This window comes from Streptomyces beigongshangae (assembly GCF_019710745.1).
Classification (GTDB): domain Bacteria; phylum Actinomycetota; class Actinomycetes; order Streptomycetales; family Streptomycetaceae; genus Streptomyces; species Streptomyces beigongshangae.
Map to the genome: position 1 here is coordinate 95,110 of NZ_JAHKJW010000023.1, position 17,973 is coordinate 113,082.

Below are 17,973 nucleotides of genomic sequence, written 5' to 3' on the forward strand. Positions count from 1 at the left end.
CTTCTCAGGGCGCGAGCCACCCGGCGGTGTAGGTGTCGATCTCCGCGGTGAGCGCCGCCTTGCCCGGCGCGTCGAGGAAGGACGCCTCGACGGCGTTCCTGGCGAGCGCGGCGAGGCCCTGTTCGTCGAGGCCGAGGAGGCGGGCGGCGACCGCGTACTCGTTGTTGAGGTCGGTGCCGAACATCGGCGGGTCGTCGGAGTTGATCGTGACGACGACCCCCGCGTCCACGAACGCCCTGAGCGGGTGCTCGTCGAGGGTGCGGACCGCGCGGGTGGCGATGTTGGAGGTGGGGCAGACCTCCAGCGGGATGCGGTGCCCGGCGAGGTGCGCGAGGAGCTCCGGGTCGCGGGCGGAACTCGTGCCGTGGCCGATGCGCTCGGCGCGCAGGTCCGTCAGCGCGGACCAGACGGTCTCCGGGCCCGTCGTCTCGCCCGCGTGCGGGACGGAGTGCAGGCCGGCCGCGATCGCCCGGTCGAAGTACGGCTTGAACTGCGGCCGGGGTACGCCGATCTCGGGCCCGCCGAGCCCGAACGAGACCAGGCCCTCCGGGCGGAGCCGGTCGGTGGTGGCCAGCCGGACGGTCTCCTCGGCGGATTCGAGTCCCGCCTCGCCGGGGATGTCGAAGCACCAGCGCAGGGCGGTGCCGAAGTCGGCCTCGGCGGCCTTGCGGGCGTCCTCGATCGCGTCCATGAAGGCCCCCTCGTCGATACCGCGGCGGGTCGACGAGAACGGGGTGATCGTCAGCTCGGCGTAGCGGATCTGCTGGCGGGCCATGTCGCGGGCGACCTCGTAGGTGAGGAGCCGCACGTCCTCGGGGGTGCGGATGAGGTCGACGACGGACAGGTACACGTCGATGAAGTGCGCGAAGTCCGTGAACGTGAAGTAGTCGGCCAGGGCCTCGGGGTCCGTCGGCACCTTGGAGTCGGGGTGGCGGGCGGCCAGTTCGGAGACGATCCGGGGGGAGGCTGAGCCGACGTGGTGGACGTGCAGTTCGGCCTTGGGTAGTCCGGCGATGAAGGCGTGCAGGTCGGTCAAGGGTTCCTCCCGGGAACAGCGCCCTGTCGCCGTGCGGCGGGCGCGGGTGATCGGCTGATCGGTGGCTCGGGGTCATCGTAGGCGGCGGCCCGGTGGGGACCGGTCGCGGCGTTCCCCGCGCCCCTGGGCGGGACGGGGCGCGGCCCCTCCCCGAGGGGTGCGGGCAACCCCCGCGCACCCGCGGCCGTCAGGCGGACCTCAAGCGGGACCTTGCCTCCATCAGGGCGAAGCCCAGGAGGTTCTGGCCCTGCCAGCGGGCGGGGTCGGCCGCGCGGTCGTCGTCCGCGGCGAGGCCGATGCCCCAGACCCGGTCCACGGGACTGGCCTCCACCAGCACCCGCTCCCCCGTGCCCAGCAGGAACCCGCGGAGCGCCTCGTCGGAGGCGAACTTCCGCACACTCCCCTCCACCACGATCCCGAACCGCTCCCGCTCCCACACGGCCTCGTCGAACCCCTGGACCAGCCGGCCCGCCTTCTTGGCGAGCGCGGCGTCCGGCGCCTCCAGCGCCAGCCGCTCCGCCCGCGCGTCGCCGAAGAGCCGTGCCTTGTGCGCCATCATCCAGTGCTCGGCCGTCCGGTACCCCACCCCGTCCGCCGTGAACGGCGACGGCCACCACTGGCTCAGACAGCTCGCCCCGATCCGTCCGTCCGCCCGTGCCCGGTGCCCCCAGAAGTACAGGTACTTGACCTTCGTCCCCGCCCGGACCGCGCTGACCAGTGCGGTCCGTGATGTGTTCTCCCCCATGCGCACGAGTGTGGCATCCGCCACCGACGACACGGCCCCCCTTTTCCCGGACGATCCGACACCTGGTCGACAGATTCCGTCGCGTAACCAAAAGGCAACAACGGAATCACTTGTTGGAGCACCGTTGCTCTGCCAGGATCGGCACTCAAATCGAGCCGGAGCTACGTCGACCCGGGTTGCGGGGAGTACGGCGGAGGAGAGCGACATGCACAATCCGGGCCATCGCTTCCAGGCGCAGGACCACTTCGCGGACGGCGCGCAGTACATCGCGGGCCGGTCGGCCAAGGGCACGTCCGGGCGGGACCACACGGTCGTCGACCCCGCCACCGGTGCCGGCGTCCACACGTACGAACTGGCGAGCACCGTCGACGTGGACGCGGCGGTGGCCGCCGCGCGGGAGGCGTTCCCCGGCTGGTCCGGCGCCACCCCCGGTGAGCGTTCCGACGTCCTGCACCGCTTCGCCGCCGTGCTCGCCGACCACGCCGAGGTGTTCGCGCAGGCGGAGTCCCTCCAGTGCGGCAAGCCCATCAAGCTGACCCGGGAGTTCGACGTCCCGGGCACCATCGACAACGCGGCCTTCTTCGCCGGTGCGGCCCGCCACCTCCAGGGCCGGTCCGCGGGCGAGTACTCGGGCGACCACACCTCGTACGTACGCCGTGAACCCATCGGTGTGATCGGTTCGATCGCCCCCTGGAACTACCCGCTCCAGATGGCCGCCTGGAAGGTCCTCCCGGCGATCGCCGCGGGCAACACGATCGTCCTCAAGCCCGCCGAGCTCACCCCCTTCACCTCGCTGCTCTTCGCCGAGGCGGCGACCCGGGCGGGCATCCCCGACGGTGTCGTCAACATCGTCACCGGGGCCGGGAAGGACGTCGGCGAGTACCTCGTCGGCCATCCCGACGTCGCGATGACCTCCTTCACCGGTTCCACCGCCGTCGGCAGGCGGGTCGCCGGGATCGCCGCCTCCACGGTCAAGCGCCTGCACCTGGAACTCGGCGGCAAGGCCCCCTTCGTGGTCTTCGACGACGCCGACCCGCAGGCCGCCGTGCACGGCGCGGTGGCGGGCGCGCTCATCAACACGGGCCAGGACTGCACGGCCGCCACGCGCGCGTACGTGCAGAGGCCCCTCTACGAGGAGTTCGTCTCCCGGACCGCGGAGCTGATGCGGACCGTCCGGCTCGGCGACCCGTTCGCGCCGGACACCGACCTCGGGCCGCTGATCTCGGTCGCCCAGCGCGACCGCGTGGCCGGGTTCGTCGACCGGGCGCGCTCCTACGCGCGCGTGGTCACCGGCGGCGGGATCCCCGAGGGCCTGGAGCACGGCGCGTACTACCTGCCCACGCTCATCGCGGACGCCGCGCAGGACAGCGAGGCCGTGCAGTGCGAGATCTTCGGCCCGGTCCTGGTGGTCGTGCCCTTCGACAGCGACGACGAGGGCATCCGGCTCGCCAACGACACCCCGTACGGTCTCGCCGCCTCCGCGTGGAGCCGTGACGTCCACCGGGCGAACCGGGCCACCCGCGAGATCAAGGCGGGCTGCGTGTGGGTCAACGACCACATCCCGATCATCAGCGAGATGCCCCACGGCGGCTACAAGGCGTCCGGCTTCGGCAAGGACATGTCCTCGTACTCGTTCGAGGAGTACACGCAGATCAAGCACGTCATGTTCGACAACACCGCGGTGGCCCGGAAGGACTGGCACCGCACGATCTTCGGGGACCGCCAGCCGTAGACGGCCCGGACCGGCCGAACCCTCCCGAAAGGGCACCACGAGCATGGAGCAGTACGAGCCCGATCGCCCGTCCCCGGCGAGCCCGGCCGCCCCGCGGCGCGGTCTCCGCGGGGGCAGGGCCGCCCTCACCCGCCGTTCGCTGCTGCGCGCCTCCACCGGCGGCGCGCTCGCCCTGGGCGGGGCCGGGGCGCTGAGCGCCTGCGGGATCCCCGCGGCGAAGAACACCGCGGGTGTCTCCTCCGAGGACCGCTCGGCCAAGGAGAAACGGGTCAGTTTCTCCAACTGGACCGAGTACATGGACGTCGACGACAGCGCGAAGCGCCACCCCACGCTCGACGCGTTCACCGGGCGCACCGGCATCGAGGTCGAGTACACCGAGGACATCAACGACAACGTCGAGTTCTTCGGGAAGCTCAAACCGCAGCTCGCGGCGGGCCAGGACACCGGGCGCGACCTCATCTGCGTCACCGACTGGCTGGCCGCGCGACTGATCCGCTTCGGCTGGGTGCAGAAGCTGGACGCGTCCAACCTGCCGCACGCGTACGCCAACCTCTCCCGGCAGTTCCGCGACCCGGACTGGGACCCGGGGCGCGCGTACTCGTACCCCTGGACCGGTATCCCCACCGTCATCGCCTACAACAGGAAGGCGCTGGACGGGGTGGAGGTGAGGTCCCTCTCCGACCTGCTCGACAACCCGAAGCTCAAGGGGCGTGTGGCCTTCCTGTCCGAGATGCGCGACAGCGTCGGCCTGACCCTGCTCGACCTGGGCAAGGACCCGGGGAAGTTCACGGACGACGACTTCGACGCGGCGATCGCCCGGCTGCAGAAGGCCGTCGACAAGGGCCAGATCCGCCGCTTCACCGGCAACGACTACACGTCCGACCTGGCCAGGGGCGACCTGGCGGCCTGTGTCGCCTGGGCCGGTGACGTCGTCCAGCTCAAGGCGGACAGCCCGGACATCGACTTCGTCATCCCCGACAGCGGCTACATGATCTCCTCGGACAACCTGCTGGTCCCCAACAAGGCACGGCACAAGACCAACGCCGAGCGGCTCATCGACTACTACTACGAGCCCGCCCCGGCCGCGCGGCTCGCCGCGTACATCAACTACGTCTGTCCCGTCGACGGGGTGAAGGCCGAGCTGGCGAAGATCGACGAGTCGGCGGCCGGCAACCCGCTGATCCTCCCCGACGCCGCCATGGCGGCCAAGTCGCACGCCTTCCGCTCCCTGAGTGCGAAGGAAGAGACGGCGTACGAAGAGAAGTTCGCAAAGCTGACGGGGGCGTGATCACCGTGATCAGGAAGAACAGCGCGAAGAACAGCAGCAGGAACAGCGCGAAGGACAGCGCGAAGGACGCCGGGAAGGACGGCCCGGAGGCCGGCGGCGACGTCCGCCTCTCCGGGATCAGCAAGACCTACGGTTCCTTCACCGCCGTCCGGCCGCTCGACCTGACCGTGCCGCAGGGGTCGTTCTTCGCCCTCCTGGGCGCGTCGGGCTGCGGCAAGACGACCACACTGCGGATGATCGCCGGCCTGGAGGAACCCTCCTCCGGCACCGTCTCCCTCGGCGAGCAGGACGTGACGGACCTGCCCCCGTACCGGCGCCCGGTGAACACCGTCTTCCAGTCGTACGCCCTCTTCCCGCACCTCGACATTTTCGAGAACGTCGCCTTCGGTCTGCGCCGGCGCGGCATCAAGTCGGTGAAGAAGCAGGTCGGGGAGATGCTCGACCTGGTCCAGCTCGGTGAGCAGGCCCGCAAGAAGCCGCACCAGCTCTCCGGCGGCCAGCAGCAGCGCGTCGCCGTGGCCCGCGCGCTGATCAACACCCCCAGGGTGCTCCTCCTGGACGAGCCCCTCGGCGCCCTCGACCTCAAGCTGCGCCGTCAGATGCAGCTGGAGCTCAAGCGCATCCAGACCGAGGTCGGCATCACCTTCATCCACGTCACGCACGACCAGGAGGAGGCCATGACGATGGCCGACACGGTCGCCGTGATGAACGCGGGCCGCGTCGAGCAGCTCGGCCCGCCCGCCGACCTCTACGAGAACCCGCGGACCACGTTCGTCGCCAACTTCCTCGGCACCTCCAACCTCATCGAGGCCGAGGTCGACTCCCGCAGCGGCGACGAGATCGTCCTCACGGCGGGCGACTGCAAGCTCGTCCTGCCCCGGGCGCGATGTTCCGGCCCCACCGCGTCCGGCGGCAGGGTGCTGGTGGGCGTGCGCCCCGAGAAGACGTCCCTCACGCACGCCGACGAGGCGGGCGGGATACCGGCGGGGCGCAACCGCGTCACCGGCACGATCGCCGACTCCAGTTTCCTCGGCGTCTCCACGCAGTACGTCGTCGACAGCCCGGTCTGCCCGGAGTTCGAGGTCTACGTCCAGAACATCGACCGCGACCCACGACTGGTGCCCGGAGCCGAGGTCGTCCTGCACTGGAGTCCCGCCCACACCTTCGGACTGGACGCCGCACAGGACATCGACGCGGGTACCGGGACCGTCGGGCCGGACGAGGGGATGGCGGCCTGATGGCGACCGTCACCGGGGCGCCACCCCTGGCGCCCGCACCCGGGCCGGAGGAACGGTCCCCCCGGCGCCGGGGCCGCCTCACCCCGTACTGGCTGCTGCTCCCCGGCATGCTCTGGCTGCTCGTCTTCTTCGCCCTGCCGATGGTCTACCAGGCGTCCACGTCCGTGCAGACCGGCTCCCTGGAGGAGGGCTACCGGGTCACCTGGCACTTCGCGACGTACTGGGACGCGGTCACCGACTACTGGCCGCAGTTCCTGCGCTCCGTCGCCTACGCAGGCGCCGCCACGGTCCTGTGCCTGCTGCTCGGCTACCCGCTCGCCTATCTGATCGCGTTCCGGGCGGGCCGCTGGCGCAACCTGGTCCTGGTCCTGGTGATCGCCCCCTTCTTCACCAGCTTCCTGATCCGTACGCTCGCCTGGAAGACGATCCTCGCGGACGGCGGCCCGGTCGTCGGCGCCCTCGACGCGCTGCACGTGCTGGACGTCACGAGCTGGCTGGGCGTCACCGCGGGCGACCGCGTCCTGGCCACGCCGCTCGCGGTGGTCTGCGGTCTCACGTACAACTTCCTGCCGTTCATGATCCTGCCGCTCTACACCTCGCTCGAACGCATCGACGGGCGGCTGCACGAGGCGGCCGGCGACCTGTACGCACGGCCCTTCACGACCTTCCGCAAGGTGACGTTCCCGCTGTCGGCGCCCGGTGTCGTCTCCGGGACGCTGCTCACGTTCATCCCGGCGAGCGGCGACTACGTGAACGCCGACCTGCTCGGCTCCCCCGACACCCGTATGGCCGGCAACGTCATCCAGACGCAGTTCCTGCGCGTCCTCGACTACCCGACGGCCGCGGCCCTCTCCTTCCTCCTCATGGCGGGGATCCTCGCGATCGTCACCCTCTACATCCGCAGGTCCGGAACGGAGGATCTGGTCTAGATGACCTTCTTGCGCTCGCTTTCACGCCGGCTCAAACGCCGTCTCGTCGTCATCGCGGGGCTGCTGACCCTCGGCTACCTGCTGCTGCCGAACATCGTCGTCACGGTGTTCTCCTTCAACGACCCGAAGGGGCGGTTCAACTACGAGTGGCAGCGGTTCTCCACGGACGCCTGGACCGATCCCTGCGGGGTCGCCGGCCTGTGCGGCTCGCTCTCGCTGAGCCTGCAGCTCGCCGCCTGGGCGACGCTGGGCGCCACCGTCCTCGGCACGATGACCGCCTTCGCGCTGGTCCGCTACCGCTTCCGCGCGCGCGGCGCCGTCAACTCGCTGATCTTCCTGCCGATGGCGATGCCCGAGGTCGTCATGGCCGCCTCGCTGCTCACGCTCTTCCTCAACCTGGGCGCCGAACTGGGCTTCCGGACGATCCTGATCGCCCACGTCGTGTTCTGCCTGAGCTTCGTCGTCACCGCCGTCAAGGCCCGGGTGATGTCGATGGACCCGCGTCTCGAACAGGCCGCGCAGGACCTGTACGCGGGGCCCCTGCAGACGTTCCTGCGCGTCACGCTGCCCATCGCCGCGCCCGGGATCGCCGCGGGAGCGCTGCTCGCCTTCGCGCTCTCCTTCGACGACTTCATCATCACCAACTTCACCGCCGGCTCGACGGTCACGTTCCCCATGTTCGTCTGGGGTTCGGCGCAGCGCGGCACACCGGTGCAGATCAACGTCGTCGGCACGGCCGTGTTCCTCGTCGCCGTGCTGTGCGTCCTGGCCGCGATGGTCATGGGCAACCGCCGCAACCGCCGCAGGGCGTCATGAGCCGCGACGGGAGCCGCGCCGGCACCGACTGGGCGAGGTCGTTGTCCGACGCCCGGCCGGTCCCGTACTGGCTGGACGACCCCGCCCGGCCCCGCCCCGAGCCCGCGCTCACCACCGCCGAGACCTGCGACCTGCTCGTCGTCGGCGGTGGCTACAGCGGACTGTGGACCGCGCTCCTCGCCAAGGAACGCGACCCGGCGCGCGAGGTCGTCCTGGTCGAGGGGCGCGAGACGGGCTGGGCCGCCTCGGGCCGCAACGGCGGCTTCTGCGCCGCCTCCCTCACCCACGGCCTGTCCAACGGCCTGGACCGCTGGCCCGACGAGATCCACCGGCTGGAGGAGCTGGGCGCCCGCAACCTCGACGCCATCGAGGCGGCCGTCGCCCGCCACTCCCTCGACTGCGACTTCGAGCGCACCGGTGAGATCGACGTGGCCACCGAGCCGTACCAGGCCGCCGAACTGCGCACCTGGCACGGGGAGCTGCGGCGGCGCGGCCTGGCCGGCGGCGTCGAGTACCTGGACGCCGACGCCGTACGGGAACAGGTGGACTCACCGACCTTCCTCGCCGGGCTGTACGACCGCCGGGGCGTCGCCATGTTGCACCCCGCCAAGCTCGCCTGGGGACTCAAGCGCGCCTGCCTCGGGCTCGGGGTGCGCGTGTACGAGAACACGCCCGCCCTGGAGCTGCGGGCGCACGGCGCCGGGATGGCGGTGCGCACCCCGTACGGCAGTGTGCGCGCCCGCCGGGTCGCCCTGGGCACGAACGTCTTCCCGAACCTGGTCAGGCGCGTGCGGTCGTACACCGTCCCGGTCTACGACTACGCGCTGATGACCGAGCCGCTGACCGCCGGGCAGCTCGCCTCCGTCGGCTGGCGCGGCCGGCAGGGCCTCGGGGACTCGGCGAACCGGTTCCACTACTTCCGGCTCTCCGCGGACAACCGCATCCTGTGGGGCGGCTACGACGCGGTCTACCCGTACGGCGGCCGGGTGCGCGCCGAGTACGACGACCGGCCGCGGACGTACGCGAAGCTCGCCCGGCACTTCTTCACCTGCTTCCCGCAGCTGGAGGGCGTCCGCTTCAGCCATGCCTGGGGCGGCGCGATCGACACGTGCTCGCGCTTCTCGGCCTTCTTCGGTACCGCGCACCGGGGGCGGGTCGCCTACGCGGCGGGCTACACGGGCCTCGGTGTCGGCGCGACCCGCTTCGGCGCGGACGTGATGCTCGACCTGCTGGCGGGGGAGCGCACGGAGCGCACCTCGCTGGAGATGGTCCGCAGGAAGCCGCTGCCCTTCCCGCCGGAACCGTTCGCGTGGGCGGGCATCGCGCTCACCAAGTGGTCGCTCGCCCGGGCGGACGAGCACGCCGGCCGGCGCAATCTGTGGCTGCGGGCGATGGACCGGGCGGGACTCGGCTTCGACAGCTGAGGAGGGTCGCGCGGGACGGACCGCTGCCGGAATCCTTGACAACAGGATTGGTCTGGACCAAGTTGGGCGCGCGCCACCCTCCCATCCCCCACGCCGGAGGCACCCGTGGACCGCTTCAGATCAGTCCTGGCCGTGTGCACGGCCGCCGTCCTGGCCGTACCCGGCCTCGTCACCCTCTCGTCGGCCGCCCGTGCGGCCGACGCGGACCTGGCCCGCAACGGCGGGTTCGAGACCGGCCTCGACGGCTGGACCTGCACGGCGGGCACGGCCGTCGACTCACCCGTCCGCAGCGGCCGGTCGGCGCTGAGGGCGACCCCGGCCGGCGGCGACAACGCGCGCTGCGCGCAGACCGTGACCGTCCGGCCCGACGCGCAGTACACGCTCACCGGACACGTCCGCGGCTCCTACGTGTACCTCGGGGCGAGCGGCACCGGCACCACCGACGTCTCCGTGTGGACGCAGTCCGCACCGGACTGGCAGCGGCTCGCCACGACCTTCCGCACGGGCCCCGCCACCACCAGTGTCACGATCTACACGCACGGCTGGTACGGCACCGGCGCGTACCACGCCGACGACCTCTCCCTGGTCGGCCCCGGCGGCGACACGGCGCAGCCGCCCGCCGCACCCGCCGCCCCCGCGGTCGGCACGGTCACCTCCACCGGCGTGACCCTGTCCTGGCCCGCGGTGCCGGGCGCGACGGGCTACGCGGTCTACCGCGACGGGACGAAGGTCCGGACGGAGACCGGGACGTCGGCCACCGTGAGCGGCCTCGCGCCGTCGACCGCGTACTCCTTCCAGGTCACCGCCGTGAACGCGGCCGGGGAGTCCGCGAAGTCCCCGGTGGTCACGGCCACCACCGCGGCGGGTCCGGGCGGCGGCGACCCCTCGGACCTCCCCGCGCACGCCCTGGTCGGCTATCTGCACGCGAGCTTCGCCAACGGTTCCGGCTACACGCGGCTGGCCGACGTCCCGGACAGCTGGGACGTGATCGACCTGGCCTTCGGCGAACCGACCTCCGTGACCTCGGGCGACATCCGCTTCGACCGCTGCCCGCCGGCCGAGTGCCCGGGGGTCGAGTCCGACGCCGAGTTCAAGGCGGCGATCAGGGCCAAGCAGGTCGCGGGCAAGAAGGTGCTCATCTCGATCGGCGGGCAGAACGGCCAGGTGCAGCTGACGACGGCGGCGGCGCGGGACACGTTCGTCTCCTCGGTCTCGAAGATCATCGACACCTACGGGCTCGACGGCCTGGACATCGACTTCGAGGGCCACTCGCTCTCCCTGAACGCGGACGACACCGACTTCAGGAACCCGAGGACCCCGGTGATCGTGAACCTGATCTCGGCACTGAAGACCCTGAAGGCCAGGTACGGCGACGACTTCGTGCTGACCATGGCCCCGGAGACGTTCTTCGTCCAGCTCGGCCACCAGTACTACGGAACCGGCAGGTGGGGCGGCCAGGACCCGCGCGCCGGCGCCTACCTCCCGGTCATCCACGCCCTGCGCGACGACCTGACGCTGCTGCACGTCCAGGACTACAACTCGGGCCCGATCATGGGCCTCGACAACCAGTACCACTCCATGGGCGGCGCCGACTTCCACATCGCGATGACCGACATGCTCCTCACCGGCTTCCCGGTGGCGGGCGACGCGGGCAGCGTCTTCCCGCCGCTGCGCGCCGACCAGGTGGCCATCGGCATGCCGGCCACGACGAACGCGGGCAACGGCCACGTACCGCCGTCCGAGGTGAACAAGGCCCTGGACTGCCTGACGAAGAGGACGAACTGCGGCTCGTACGCCCCGCACGGCACCTGGCCCGCCCTGCGCGGCCTGATGACGTGGTCGATCAACTGGGACCGCTTCGGTGGCTGGGAGTTCTCGCGGAACTTCGACGGGTACTTCGGCTGACCGCCCGGAGGCCCAGCAGCAGCGCGGCGCCCAGGCACCAGCTCCCCGCCACGTCCAGCGGCCAGTGGTAGCCGCGGCGGACCAGGGCGAAGCCCACCGACGCCACCAGGAGCACGCAGGCGGCGACCAGTGCGCGGCGCGGGCGGCGGCCGCGGAGCCGGGGGAGCAGGAGGAGGACGGCGGCTCCGTAGGCCACGGCGGCCGTGGCGGTGTGGCCCGAGGGGTAGTAGCCGTCGCCCGCCATACCGGGCGGGCCGGTGCGGCCGACGGCCTCCTTCAGCGGGACCACCAGGACCGGCACGGCGGCCATGGCGATCAGCGCCGCGAGCGGCGGGAGCCACCAGCGGGGGAGCGCCGCCCGCCGGGCGTGCCACGCGGCGTACGCGGCGGCGGCCAGCAGGACGGGGACGGCGACCGCGATGCCGCCGAGGTCCGCGAGGAACTCGGCGGCGCCCTCGGGGAGGCGGCTGTCCCTGACGGTCCGCGCGAGCCGTTCGTCCGCGCGGCGCGACGGACCGCCGACGGCGGCCTGCCAGGTGAGGAAGCCGAAGAGGAGGGAGAGGGCCAGGAAGGGGAGGGGGGAGAGGAAGAGGGCCGAAGCGGAACGCCGGTCCGGGACGCTGGTCATGCCCACAGCGTGCCAGGAGCACGTGAGGGGGGACGACCGGCAGCGCCCTGCCCGGGACGCGCCGAAGGGCTTGCGCCAGGGGGGCGGGTGCAAGCCCTTCGGTGGTGGAGGACCGGGTTGTCGCGCGCCCCGGGGGGTTTGGGGCGAGCGACCGTCCGATCGGTGAGGAGATCCGGGGCACGCGGCCCCGGGTGTGCGCGAAGGCACGACCAGGGCGAAGCCGGGGAGACCCCGTCCTGGTGTCACCCACGGTCTCCCGCGGGTGGGGTGCATCTCTCATCCGCGTAGAACCTACGACAGGGGGGAGGGCGTTCGACAGACGGATCCGGTTCCCGCCATGCACCTCGCACACCTTCTTCACACGCCCCGCTCCTCGGGCGCCGGGAACCGGAACCGATGAGAGGGACCCCGCTCAGATGCGGGAAAAAGCCTGCTCGATGATGTCGAGGCCCTCGTCCAGCAGGTCCTCGCCGATGACCAGCGGAGGCAGGAAGCGCAGCACGTTGCCGTAGGTGCCACAGGTCAGGACCAGCAGGCCCTCCTGGTGGCAGGCCCTGGCGAGCGCGGCGGTCGCCTCGGCGTCCGGCTCCTTCGTCGTACGGTCCTTGACCAGCTCGATCGCGATCATCGCGCCCCGGCCGCGGATGTCGCCGATGATGTCGAACTTCTCCGCCATCGCGCCCAGACGGGCCTTCATCGTCCCCTCGATCGCCTTCGCCCGGGCGTTGAGGTCCAGCTCCTTCATCGTCTCGATCGAGCCGAGCGCGCCCGCGCAGGCCACCGGGTTGCCGCCGTAGGTGCCGCCGAGGCCGCCCGCGTGCGCGGCGTCCATGATCTCGGCGCGGCCGGTGACGGCGGCGAGCGGCAGCCCGCCCGCGATGCCCTTGGCGGTGGTGATCAGGTCCGGGACGATGCCCTCGTCCTCGCAGGCGAACCACTGGCCGGTACGGCAGAACCCGGACTGGATCTCGTCCGCGACGAAGACGATGCCGTTGTCCGAGGCGAACTTGCTCAGCGCCGGCAGGAAGCCCTTCGCGGGCTCGATGAAGCCGCCCTCGCCGAGCACCGGCTCGATGACGATCGCGGCCACGTTGTCCGCGCCGACCTGCTTGCTGATCTCGTCGACGGCCTGCGCGGCGGCCTCGGGACCCGCGTTCCCGGGACCGGTCGGCCAGCGGTAGCCGTACGCCACCGGGACGCGGTAGACCTCGGGCGCGAACGGGCCGAAACCGTGCTTGTACGGCATGTTCTTCGCGGTCAGCGCCATCGTCAGGTTGGTCCGGCCGTGGTAGCCGTGGTCGAACACGACGACCGCCTGCCGCCTGGTGTGGGCGCGCGCGATCTTGACGGCGTTCTCGACGGCCTCGGCGCCGCTGTTGAAGAGGGCGCTCTTCTTGGCGTGGTCCCCGGGCGTCAGCTCGGCGAGGGCCTCGGCGACGGCCACGTACCCCTCGTACGGCGTGACCATGAAACAGGTGTGGGTGAAGTCCTGGAGCTGGGCGGAGGCCCGGCGCACGACGGCCTCGGCGGAGGCGCCGACGCTCGTCACCGCGATACCGGAACCGAAGTCGATCAGCCGGTTCCCGTCGACGTCCTCGACGATGCCGCCGCCCGCGCGCGCGGTGAAGACGGGCAGCACGGACCCCACACCGGACGCGACCGCCGCCGTGCGGCGGGCCTGGAGCTCCTGCGACTTCGGGCCGGGAATGGCGGTGACGATGCGGCGCTCCTGCGGAACTGCGCTCATGAGGGGCTCCCTGGGGGTCGTGCGAACGGCCGGCTGGCTGCTTCTGCCTTCTTCTTCGCAGGCTAGGTCCGGGAACGGGAGGTGGGCATGCTCCATCCGGGCGTTGTCCGGGGCGCGGCTTGTCCGTCTTGGACAGGGAGCGGCGGGGGCGCGCGGGGGCCCGGAGCCCGCCTCGCCGCGTACCCGGCCCGGCAGGCGGGCAACTCCCCTTGCGAGGGCGTTAGATTGACTCGCACACCACGTACGGAGCGGCTGGTCAGGGATGGCAGAGGCGATGGACAGCGACGGCACGCACGACGCACGGGGCACGCACGCCGATCGTGTGCCGCGGCCGGCCGGGCCTCCCCGGGTGCCGCCGCGACCCGCGCAGGCACCGGGAATGCCCCCGCCGCCGGACGGATCCGCCTTCCTCACCTGGCTGCGGACCCCCCGGCCCGAGGCCGCGCCGGGCGTGTGGCGGTTCGGGCACCGGCCCCGGCCCGTGCAGGAGCCGGCGGAGATCCCGGGCCGGCAGCTGGTCAGCGGCGCCCTCATCGCGTTCCTCGTGGGCTGGCTGATCTGGTCGCTGCTGTGGAACGGCTACCTGGGCGGGTGGTGGCTGCTGCCGCTGTACGCGATGATCCCGGACTCCTGGGCCCAGCCGCACAGCTTCGCCTCCGTCGTGGTCGTCTACGCCTACTACACGGCCGTCGCGCTGGGCATCATGGTCGGCGTCGGCCGGCTCGGACGGTGGAGCGAGGTCTGGCGGCGGTACGGCCCGCCCGCCTGGCGGCGCGGCGCCGCCGTGAGCGAGCGGCCGCCCGTTCCCGAGGAGGACCCCGCCCAGTGGAACGCGCTGCGGGCCGCCGGAGCCGTCGACGCCGCCGAACGGCTCGGCGCCGACGCCCGGGCCGGGCTGATGCGCGACGTCGACCACGCCCGGATCACCCGCGCCTGGCAGGGCGTGCGCAACGGACGGCACAGCCTCACCACCTTCACCGAGGCCGTGCTGCGGGCGGGCGCGGCCGCCTGCCCGCACCCCTCCGGAGCGCGGGACCTGCCGGGCCGCCTCGCCCGGCACGACCTGGTCACCGGGCAGGTGCGCCTCGGCACGACCGCCGACGACCCGCGCAACCCGTACGCCTACCGCTCCACGGGCCTCGCGCTCGGCCCCGAGCTGCTGGGGACCTCGCTGCTCGCCGTCGGGCCCGCCGGCTCCGGCAAGACCGGCGGGATCGTCTGGCCGCTCACCGAGTCGCTGTGCCTGCACGCGCTCGCCGGACAGGCCGCCGTGGTGGTCGTCGGGGCCGCGGGAGCCGGCCTGGGACCGGTGGACGCGTACGACGTCGTGGTGCGCGTGGGCAGCCCCGAGTCCGTGTACGACCTGGACCTGTACGGCGGCACCACCGATCCGGACGAGGCCGCGGCCGTGCTCGCCGAGGCGCTCGTCGGCGATCTCGCCGACCCGCACCCGAACGGGGACAGCCGCCGGTCCACCACCGTGCTCGCCCAGCTGCTCGGACCGTTCCGGGCCGTCCACGGGCGCTTCCCCTCCGTACCCGAGCTGCGGCAGCTCCTCGACGGCGCGCCCGGTCCGCTCGGGGCGCTGCGCAAGGCGCTCACCGAGAGCGGGCAGGAGTCCCTGCTGCGGGAACTCGACGCACGGGAACGGCAGCTGGCGCATCCGGGCGACGTGGGGGGCGTGCTCGCGGACCGGGTGGCGCTGCTCGACCGGCCCGCCTTCGCCGGTTTCTTCGACACGTCCGGGCAGTCCCGGCCCTTCTCGCTGCGCGCGCTCGACCACCCCGTGCGCGTACGGATCGATCTGCCCCGGCGCGGGCACGCGGACGCCTCGAAGATCCTCTCGCGGCTCGTGCTCGCCCAGTTCGCGGCCAGTGCCGCGGTGCGCGAGGACCGGTCCCTGTTCGCCTGCCTCGTGCTCGACGACGCCACCGGCGTCGTCACCCCCGAGGCCGTACGGGGCATCCAGCGGCTGCGGTCCGCCAACGCCGGGGTCGTGCTGACGCTGCGCACGCTCGACGACGCGCCGCGCCCGCTGCGCTCGCCGCTGCTCGGCGCGATCGGCTGCCGGGTGGCGCTGTCCGGGCTCACCCCGTGGGACGGGCAGGACTTCGCCGAGGTGTGGGGCAAGGAGTGGATCGAGGCGCGGGACGTCACCGACCGGCAGATCATCGCGGAGACACCGGCCGGGAAGGCCGTCCACCTGCTGCGGAAGGTGATCACGGGGAACGCGCCCACCGCGCGCGCCGTGACCGTGCGGCAGGTCGAACGGGAGCGGTGGTCGGCGTCCGAGCTGGCCCACGGGGTGCCGCCGGGGCACGCGGTGCTCTCGCTCACCAGCGTGCGCGGGGAGCACGCGCCCCCGCTCCTGGTGGACCTGCGCGATTCCGGGAACTGAGGGACGGGGGCCCGCCCGGGGCGGGGCGTCCGGGGGCGGGGCACCCGGGGAAGCCCGGGGAAGGCGTCCGGCAGGACGTCCGGACATATGGTCACCGGCCGACCGTACGGTGAGGCAGAATCGGCAGAGGCCGTTCATACACCGCGGCCAAAAGATCACACCGTCCGTGACCGCCGAACCCGTGAAGACCTGAAGACCTGAAGACCTGAAGGCATCATGCCCCCGACGCTCGCCTCGCTCGTCCACCACTCGGCGCTCAAGCTCACCGTGCGCGCGGGCCGGGAACGGCTGGACACCCCCGTGCGCTGGGTGCACGCCAGCGAGCTCACCGACCCCGTGCCGTACATGGAGGGCGGGGAGCTCCTGCTCATCACCGCGCTCAACCTGGACGTCGAGGACGCCGACGCCATGCGCCGGTATGTGCAGCGGCTGGTCGGGGCGGGGGTGGCCGGGCTCGGCTTCGCCGTCGGCGTGCACCACGAGCGGATTCCCGAGGCGCTGGCCGCCGCGGCGGAGGAGGAGGGGCTGCCGCTGCTGGAGGTCCCCCGGCGCACCCCCTTCCTCGCCATCAGCAAGGCCGTGTCCGCCGCCATCGCCGCCGACCAGTACCGGGCGGTGACCGCCGGGTTCGCCGCGCAGCGCGAACTGACCAAGCAGGCGCTGAGCGACGGGCCCGAAGGGCTGCTGGCCGCGCTCGCCTCGCAGGTCGACGGGTGGACCGCGCTGTACGACGCCTCCGGGGCCGTGGTCGCCACGGCGCCCGAGTGGGCGGGGCGCAGGGCGGCCCGGCTGACCGGGGACGTGGAGCGGCTGCGGGAGCGGCCCGCGCCCGCGAGTGCCGTCGTCGGCGGCGGTCCCGACGACGGGAGCGGGGCCGGCGGGGACCGGGTCGAGCTGCACTCGCTGGGGACCGGGCGGCGCGCCCGCGGCGCGCTCGCCGTCGGGACCGCGGCCGCGCCCGGCACGGCCGAGCGCTACGCCGTGCACTCCGCCATCGCCCTGCTGACCCTGACCACGGAACGGTCCCGGTCGCTGTACGCCGCCGAGCAGCGGATCGGGGCGGCCGTGCTGCGGATGCTGCTCGCCGGGCAGCCCGACCACGCCCGGGGGGTCGCCGGGGACCTGTACGGCGGCCTGCTGGACGCGCCCTACCGGATGGTGCTCGCCGAGGCCGCCCCGGCGTCCGCCGGACGGACGCGGGCCGGTGGCGGGCCCCGTACCGGCCGGGCGGACGCGGCGGGTGCCGAGGCCGCCGCCGTGCCCGCCGGTGCCGGGGGCGACCTGGTGGCCGGGCTCGTCGAGGTCGCCGAGTTCGCGGCGGCCCGGTCCGGGGAGGCCGTGCTGGTCGTGCCCGACCGGGCGCGGGTCGTGGTGCTCGCCGCCGACGGGGGCGCGGTGGTCGCCGCCTGCGCGCGGTACGCGGAGACCGTGGGGATCGCGCGCAGCGGTTCCGAACAGGGGACGGACGAGGACGGGCTGGTGGTGGGGGTGTCCGCGCCGGCCGGCCCGGTCGCCGCCGGGGCCGCGTACAAACAGGCCGAGCAGGCGCTGTCCGTCGCGCGGCGGCGGGGGCGGGTGCTGGTCGAGCACGAGGAGGTGGCCACGGGGTCGGTGCTGCCGCTGCTGGCGGACGACGCGGTGCGGGCGTTCGCCGACGGACTGCTGCGGGCGCTGCACGAGCACGACGCCACCGGGCGCGGGGACCTGGTCGCCTCGCTGCGGGCGTGGCTGTCGCGGCACGGGCAGTGGGACGCGGCGGCGGCGGACCTCGGTGTGCACCGGCACACGCTGCGGTACCGGATGCGGCGGGTCGAGGAGATCCTCGGCAGGTCCCTGGACGATCCGGACGTGCGGATGGAGCTGTGGCTGGCGCTGAAGGCGACGGGGGTGTCCGCGACGGCCGGGGGGGAGTAGGCCGGTTCGTGTCCGGGCCCGCCGGCGGGTGCGGGCCGGCGGGAGAGGGCGTTCTGCGCAGTTCCCCGCGCCCCTGGGGGAGTACCCCCGCGCGGTGTATGACGAACTGGAGCGGGGTCTGGGGGCAGTGCTCCTCGTTGGACAAGTGGGTCCGGGGAGCCGCGGCCCTACCG

Annotated in this window: 13 protein-coding genes; 9 read left to right on the forward strand and 4 right to left on the reverse strand. The window is 72.9% G+C overall.

The window, feature by feature from the left end; all coding sequences use genetic code 11:
* Positions 1 to 4: 4 nt before the first annotated feature.
* Together KM933_RS19715 and ybiA are read right to left on the reverse strand one after the other, a co-directional pair.
* Positions 5 to 1,087 carry an adenosine deaminase gene (locus tag KM933_RS19715; RefSeq protein ID WP_221354053.1) on the reverse strand — a complete coding sequence of 361 codons (1,083 nt, stop codon included), beginning with the start codon at positions 1,085 to 1,087 and terminating at the stop codon, positions 5 to 7.
* A gap of 136 nt (positions 1,088 to 1,223) precedes the next feature.
* On the reverse strand, positions 1,224 to 1,781 hold the full coding sequence (gene ybiA / locus KM933_RS19720; protein WP_221353999.1) for a riboflavin biosynthesis intermediates N-glycosidase: 558 nt from the start codon (positions 1,779 to 1,781) through the stop codon (positions 1,224 to 1,226).
* Between the two features lie 205 nt (positions 1,782 to 1,986).
* On the opposite strand from ybiA, the gene KM933_RS19725 reads away from it, so the two are divergent.
* The 7 genes from KM933_RS19725 (at position 1,987) to KM933_RS19755 (ending at position 11,113) form a co-directional block, all read left to right on the forward strand.
* Positions 1,987 to 3,513, forward strand: a complete 1,527-nt coding sequence (locus tag KM933_RS19725) for a gamma-aminobutyraldehyde dehydrogenase (RefSeq protein WP_221354001.1) — start codon at positions 1,987 to 1,989, stop codon at positions 3,511 to 3,513.
* Between the two features lie 43 nt (positions 3,514 to 3,556).
* Positions 3,557 to 4,801: an ABC transporter substrate-binding protein gene (locus tag KM933_RS19730; protein WP_221354003.1), complete on the forward strand. Its 1,245-nt coding sequence runs from the start codon at positions 3,557 to 3,559 to the stop codon at positions 4,799 to 4,801.
* Between the two features lie 116 nt (positions 4,802 to 4,917).
* A complete protein-coding gene (locus tag KM933_RS19735; protein WP_221354054.1) occupies positions 4,918 to 6,039 on the forward strand; it encodes an ABC transporter ATP-binding protein in 1,122 nt (373 codons plus the stop codon).
* Positions 6,039 to 6,968 carry an ABC transporter permease gene (locus KM933_RS19740; RefSeq protein ID WP_221354005.1) on the forward strand — a complete coding sequence of 310 codons (930 nt, stop codon included), beginning with the start codon at positions 6,039 to 6,041 and terminating at the stop codon, positions 6,966 to 6,968. The genes KM933_RS19735 and KM933_RS19740 overlap by 1 nt, the downstream gene beginning before the upstream one ends.
* Positions 6,969 to 7,784, forward strand: coding sequence for an ABC transporter permease (locus KM933_RS19745; RefSeq protein WP_221354007.1), 816 nt, complete (start codon positions 6,969 to 6,971; stop codon positions 7,782 to 7,784). It begins immediately after the preceding gene.
* Positions 7,781 to 9,208 (forward strand): NAD(P)/FAD-dependent oxidoreductase, encoded by a 1,428-nt coding sequence (locus tag KM933_RS19750; RefSeq protein ID WP_221354009.1) that lies wholly within the window; start codon positions 7,781 to 7,783, stop codon positions 9,206 to 9,208. The genes KM933_RS19745 and KM933_RS19750 overlap by 4 nt, the downstream gene beginning before the upstream one ends.
* Positions 9,209 to 9,313: 105 nt before the next feature.
* Positions 9,314 to 11,113 (forward strand): chitinase, encoded by a 1,800-nt coding sequence (locus KM933_RS19755; protein ID WP_221354011.1) that lies wholly within the window; start codon positions 9,314 to 9,316, stop codon positions 11,111 to 11,113.
* Here the strand turns inward: KM933_RS19755 and KM933_RS19760 are convergent.
* Both KM933_RS19760 and gabT read right to left on the reverse strand, forming a co-directional pair.
* A complete protein-coding gene (locus KM933_RS19760; RefSeq protein WP_260333806.1) occupies positions 11,052 to 11,741 on the reverse strand; it encodes a phosphatase PAP2 family protein in 690 nt (229 codons plus the stop codon). The two genes, KM933_RS19755 and KM933_RS19760, sit on opposite strands and share 62 nt — an antisense overlap.
* Before the next feature lie 412 nt (positions 11,742 to 12,153).
* On the reverse strand, positions 12,154 to 13,488 hold the full coding sequence (gene gabT, locus KM933_RS19765; RefSeq protein ID WP_221354015.1) for a 4-aminobutyrate--2-oxoglutarate transaminase: 1,335 nt from the start codon (positions 13,486 to 13,488) through the stop codon (positions 12,154 to 12,156).
* Between the two features lie 274 nt (positions 13,489 to 13,762).
* On the opposite strand from gabT, the gene KM933_RS19770 reads away from it, so the two are divergent.
* Complete coding sequence (locus KM933_RS19770) at positions 13,763 to 15,886, forward strand: ATP-binding protein (RefSeq protein ID WP_221354055.1); 2,124 nt, start codon at positions 13,763 to 13,765, stop codon at positions 15,884 to 15,886.
* A gap of 216 nt (positions 15,887 to 16,102) precedes the next feature.
* Positions 16,103 to 17,800 carry a PucR family transcriptional regulator gene (locus tag KM933_RS19775; protein WP_221354017.1) on the forward strand — a complete coding sequence of 566 codons (1,698 nt, stop codon included), beginning with the start codon at positions 16,103 to 16,105 and terminating at the stop codon, positions 17,798 to 17,800.
* Positions 17,801 to 17,973: the final 173 nt, after the last annotated feature.

Bases quoted from the DNA above. Each gene is read 5' to 3' on its own strand.
- KM933_RS19760 (WP_260333806.1), bottom strand. From the start codon at position 11,741: ATGACCAGCGTCCCGGACCGGCGTTCCGCTTCGGCCCTCTTCCTCTCC.
- KM933_RS19730 (WP_221354003.1), top strand. From the start codon at position 3,557: ATGGAGCAGTACGAGCCCGATCGCCCGTCCCCGGCGAGCCCGGCCGCC.
- KM933_RS19725 (WP_221354001.1), top strand. From the start codon at position 1,987: ATGCACAATCCGGGCCATCGCTTCCAGGCGCAGGACCACTTCGCGGAC.
- KM933_RS19745 (WP_221354007.1), top strand. From the start codon at position 6,969: ATGACCTTCTTGCGCTCGCTTTCACGCCGGCTCAAACGCCGTCTCGTC.
- KM933_RS19750 (WP_221354009.1), top strand. From the start codon at position 7,781: ATGAGCCGCGACGGGAGCCGCGCCGGCACCGACTGGGCGAGGTCGTTG.
- ybiA (WP_221353999.1), bottom strand. From the start codon at position 1,781: ATGGGGGAGAACACATCACGGACCGCACTGGTCAGCGCGGTCCGGGCG.
- KM933_RS19775 (WP_221354017.1), top strand. From the start codon at position 16,103: ATGCCCCCGACGCTCGCCTCGCTCGTCCACCACTCGGCGCTCAAGCTC.
- KM933_RS19740 (WP_221354005.1), top strand. From the start codon at position 6,039: ATGGCGACCGTCACCGGGGCGCCACCCCTGGCGCCCGCACCCGGGCCG.
- gabT (WP_221354015.1), bottom strand. From the start codon at position 13,488: ATGAGCGCAGTTCCGCAGGAGCGCCGCATCGTCACCGCCATTCCCGGC.
- KM933_RS19770 (WP_221354055.1), top strand. From the start codon at position 13,763: ATGGACAGCGACGGCACGCACGACGCACGGGGCACGCACGCCGATCGT.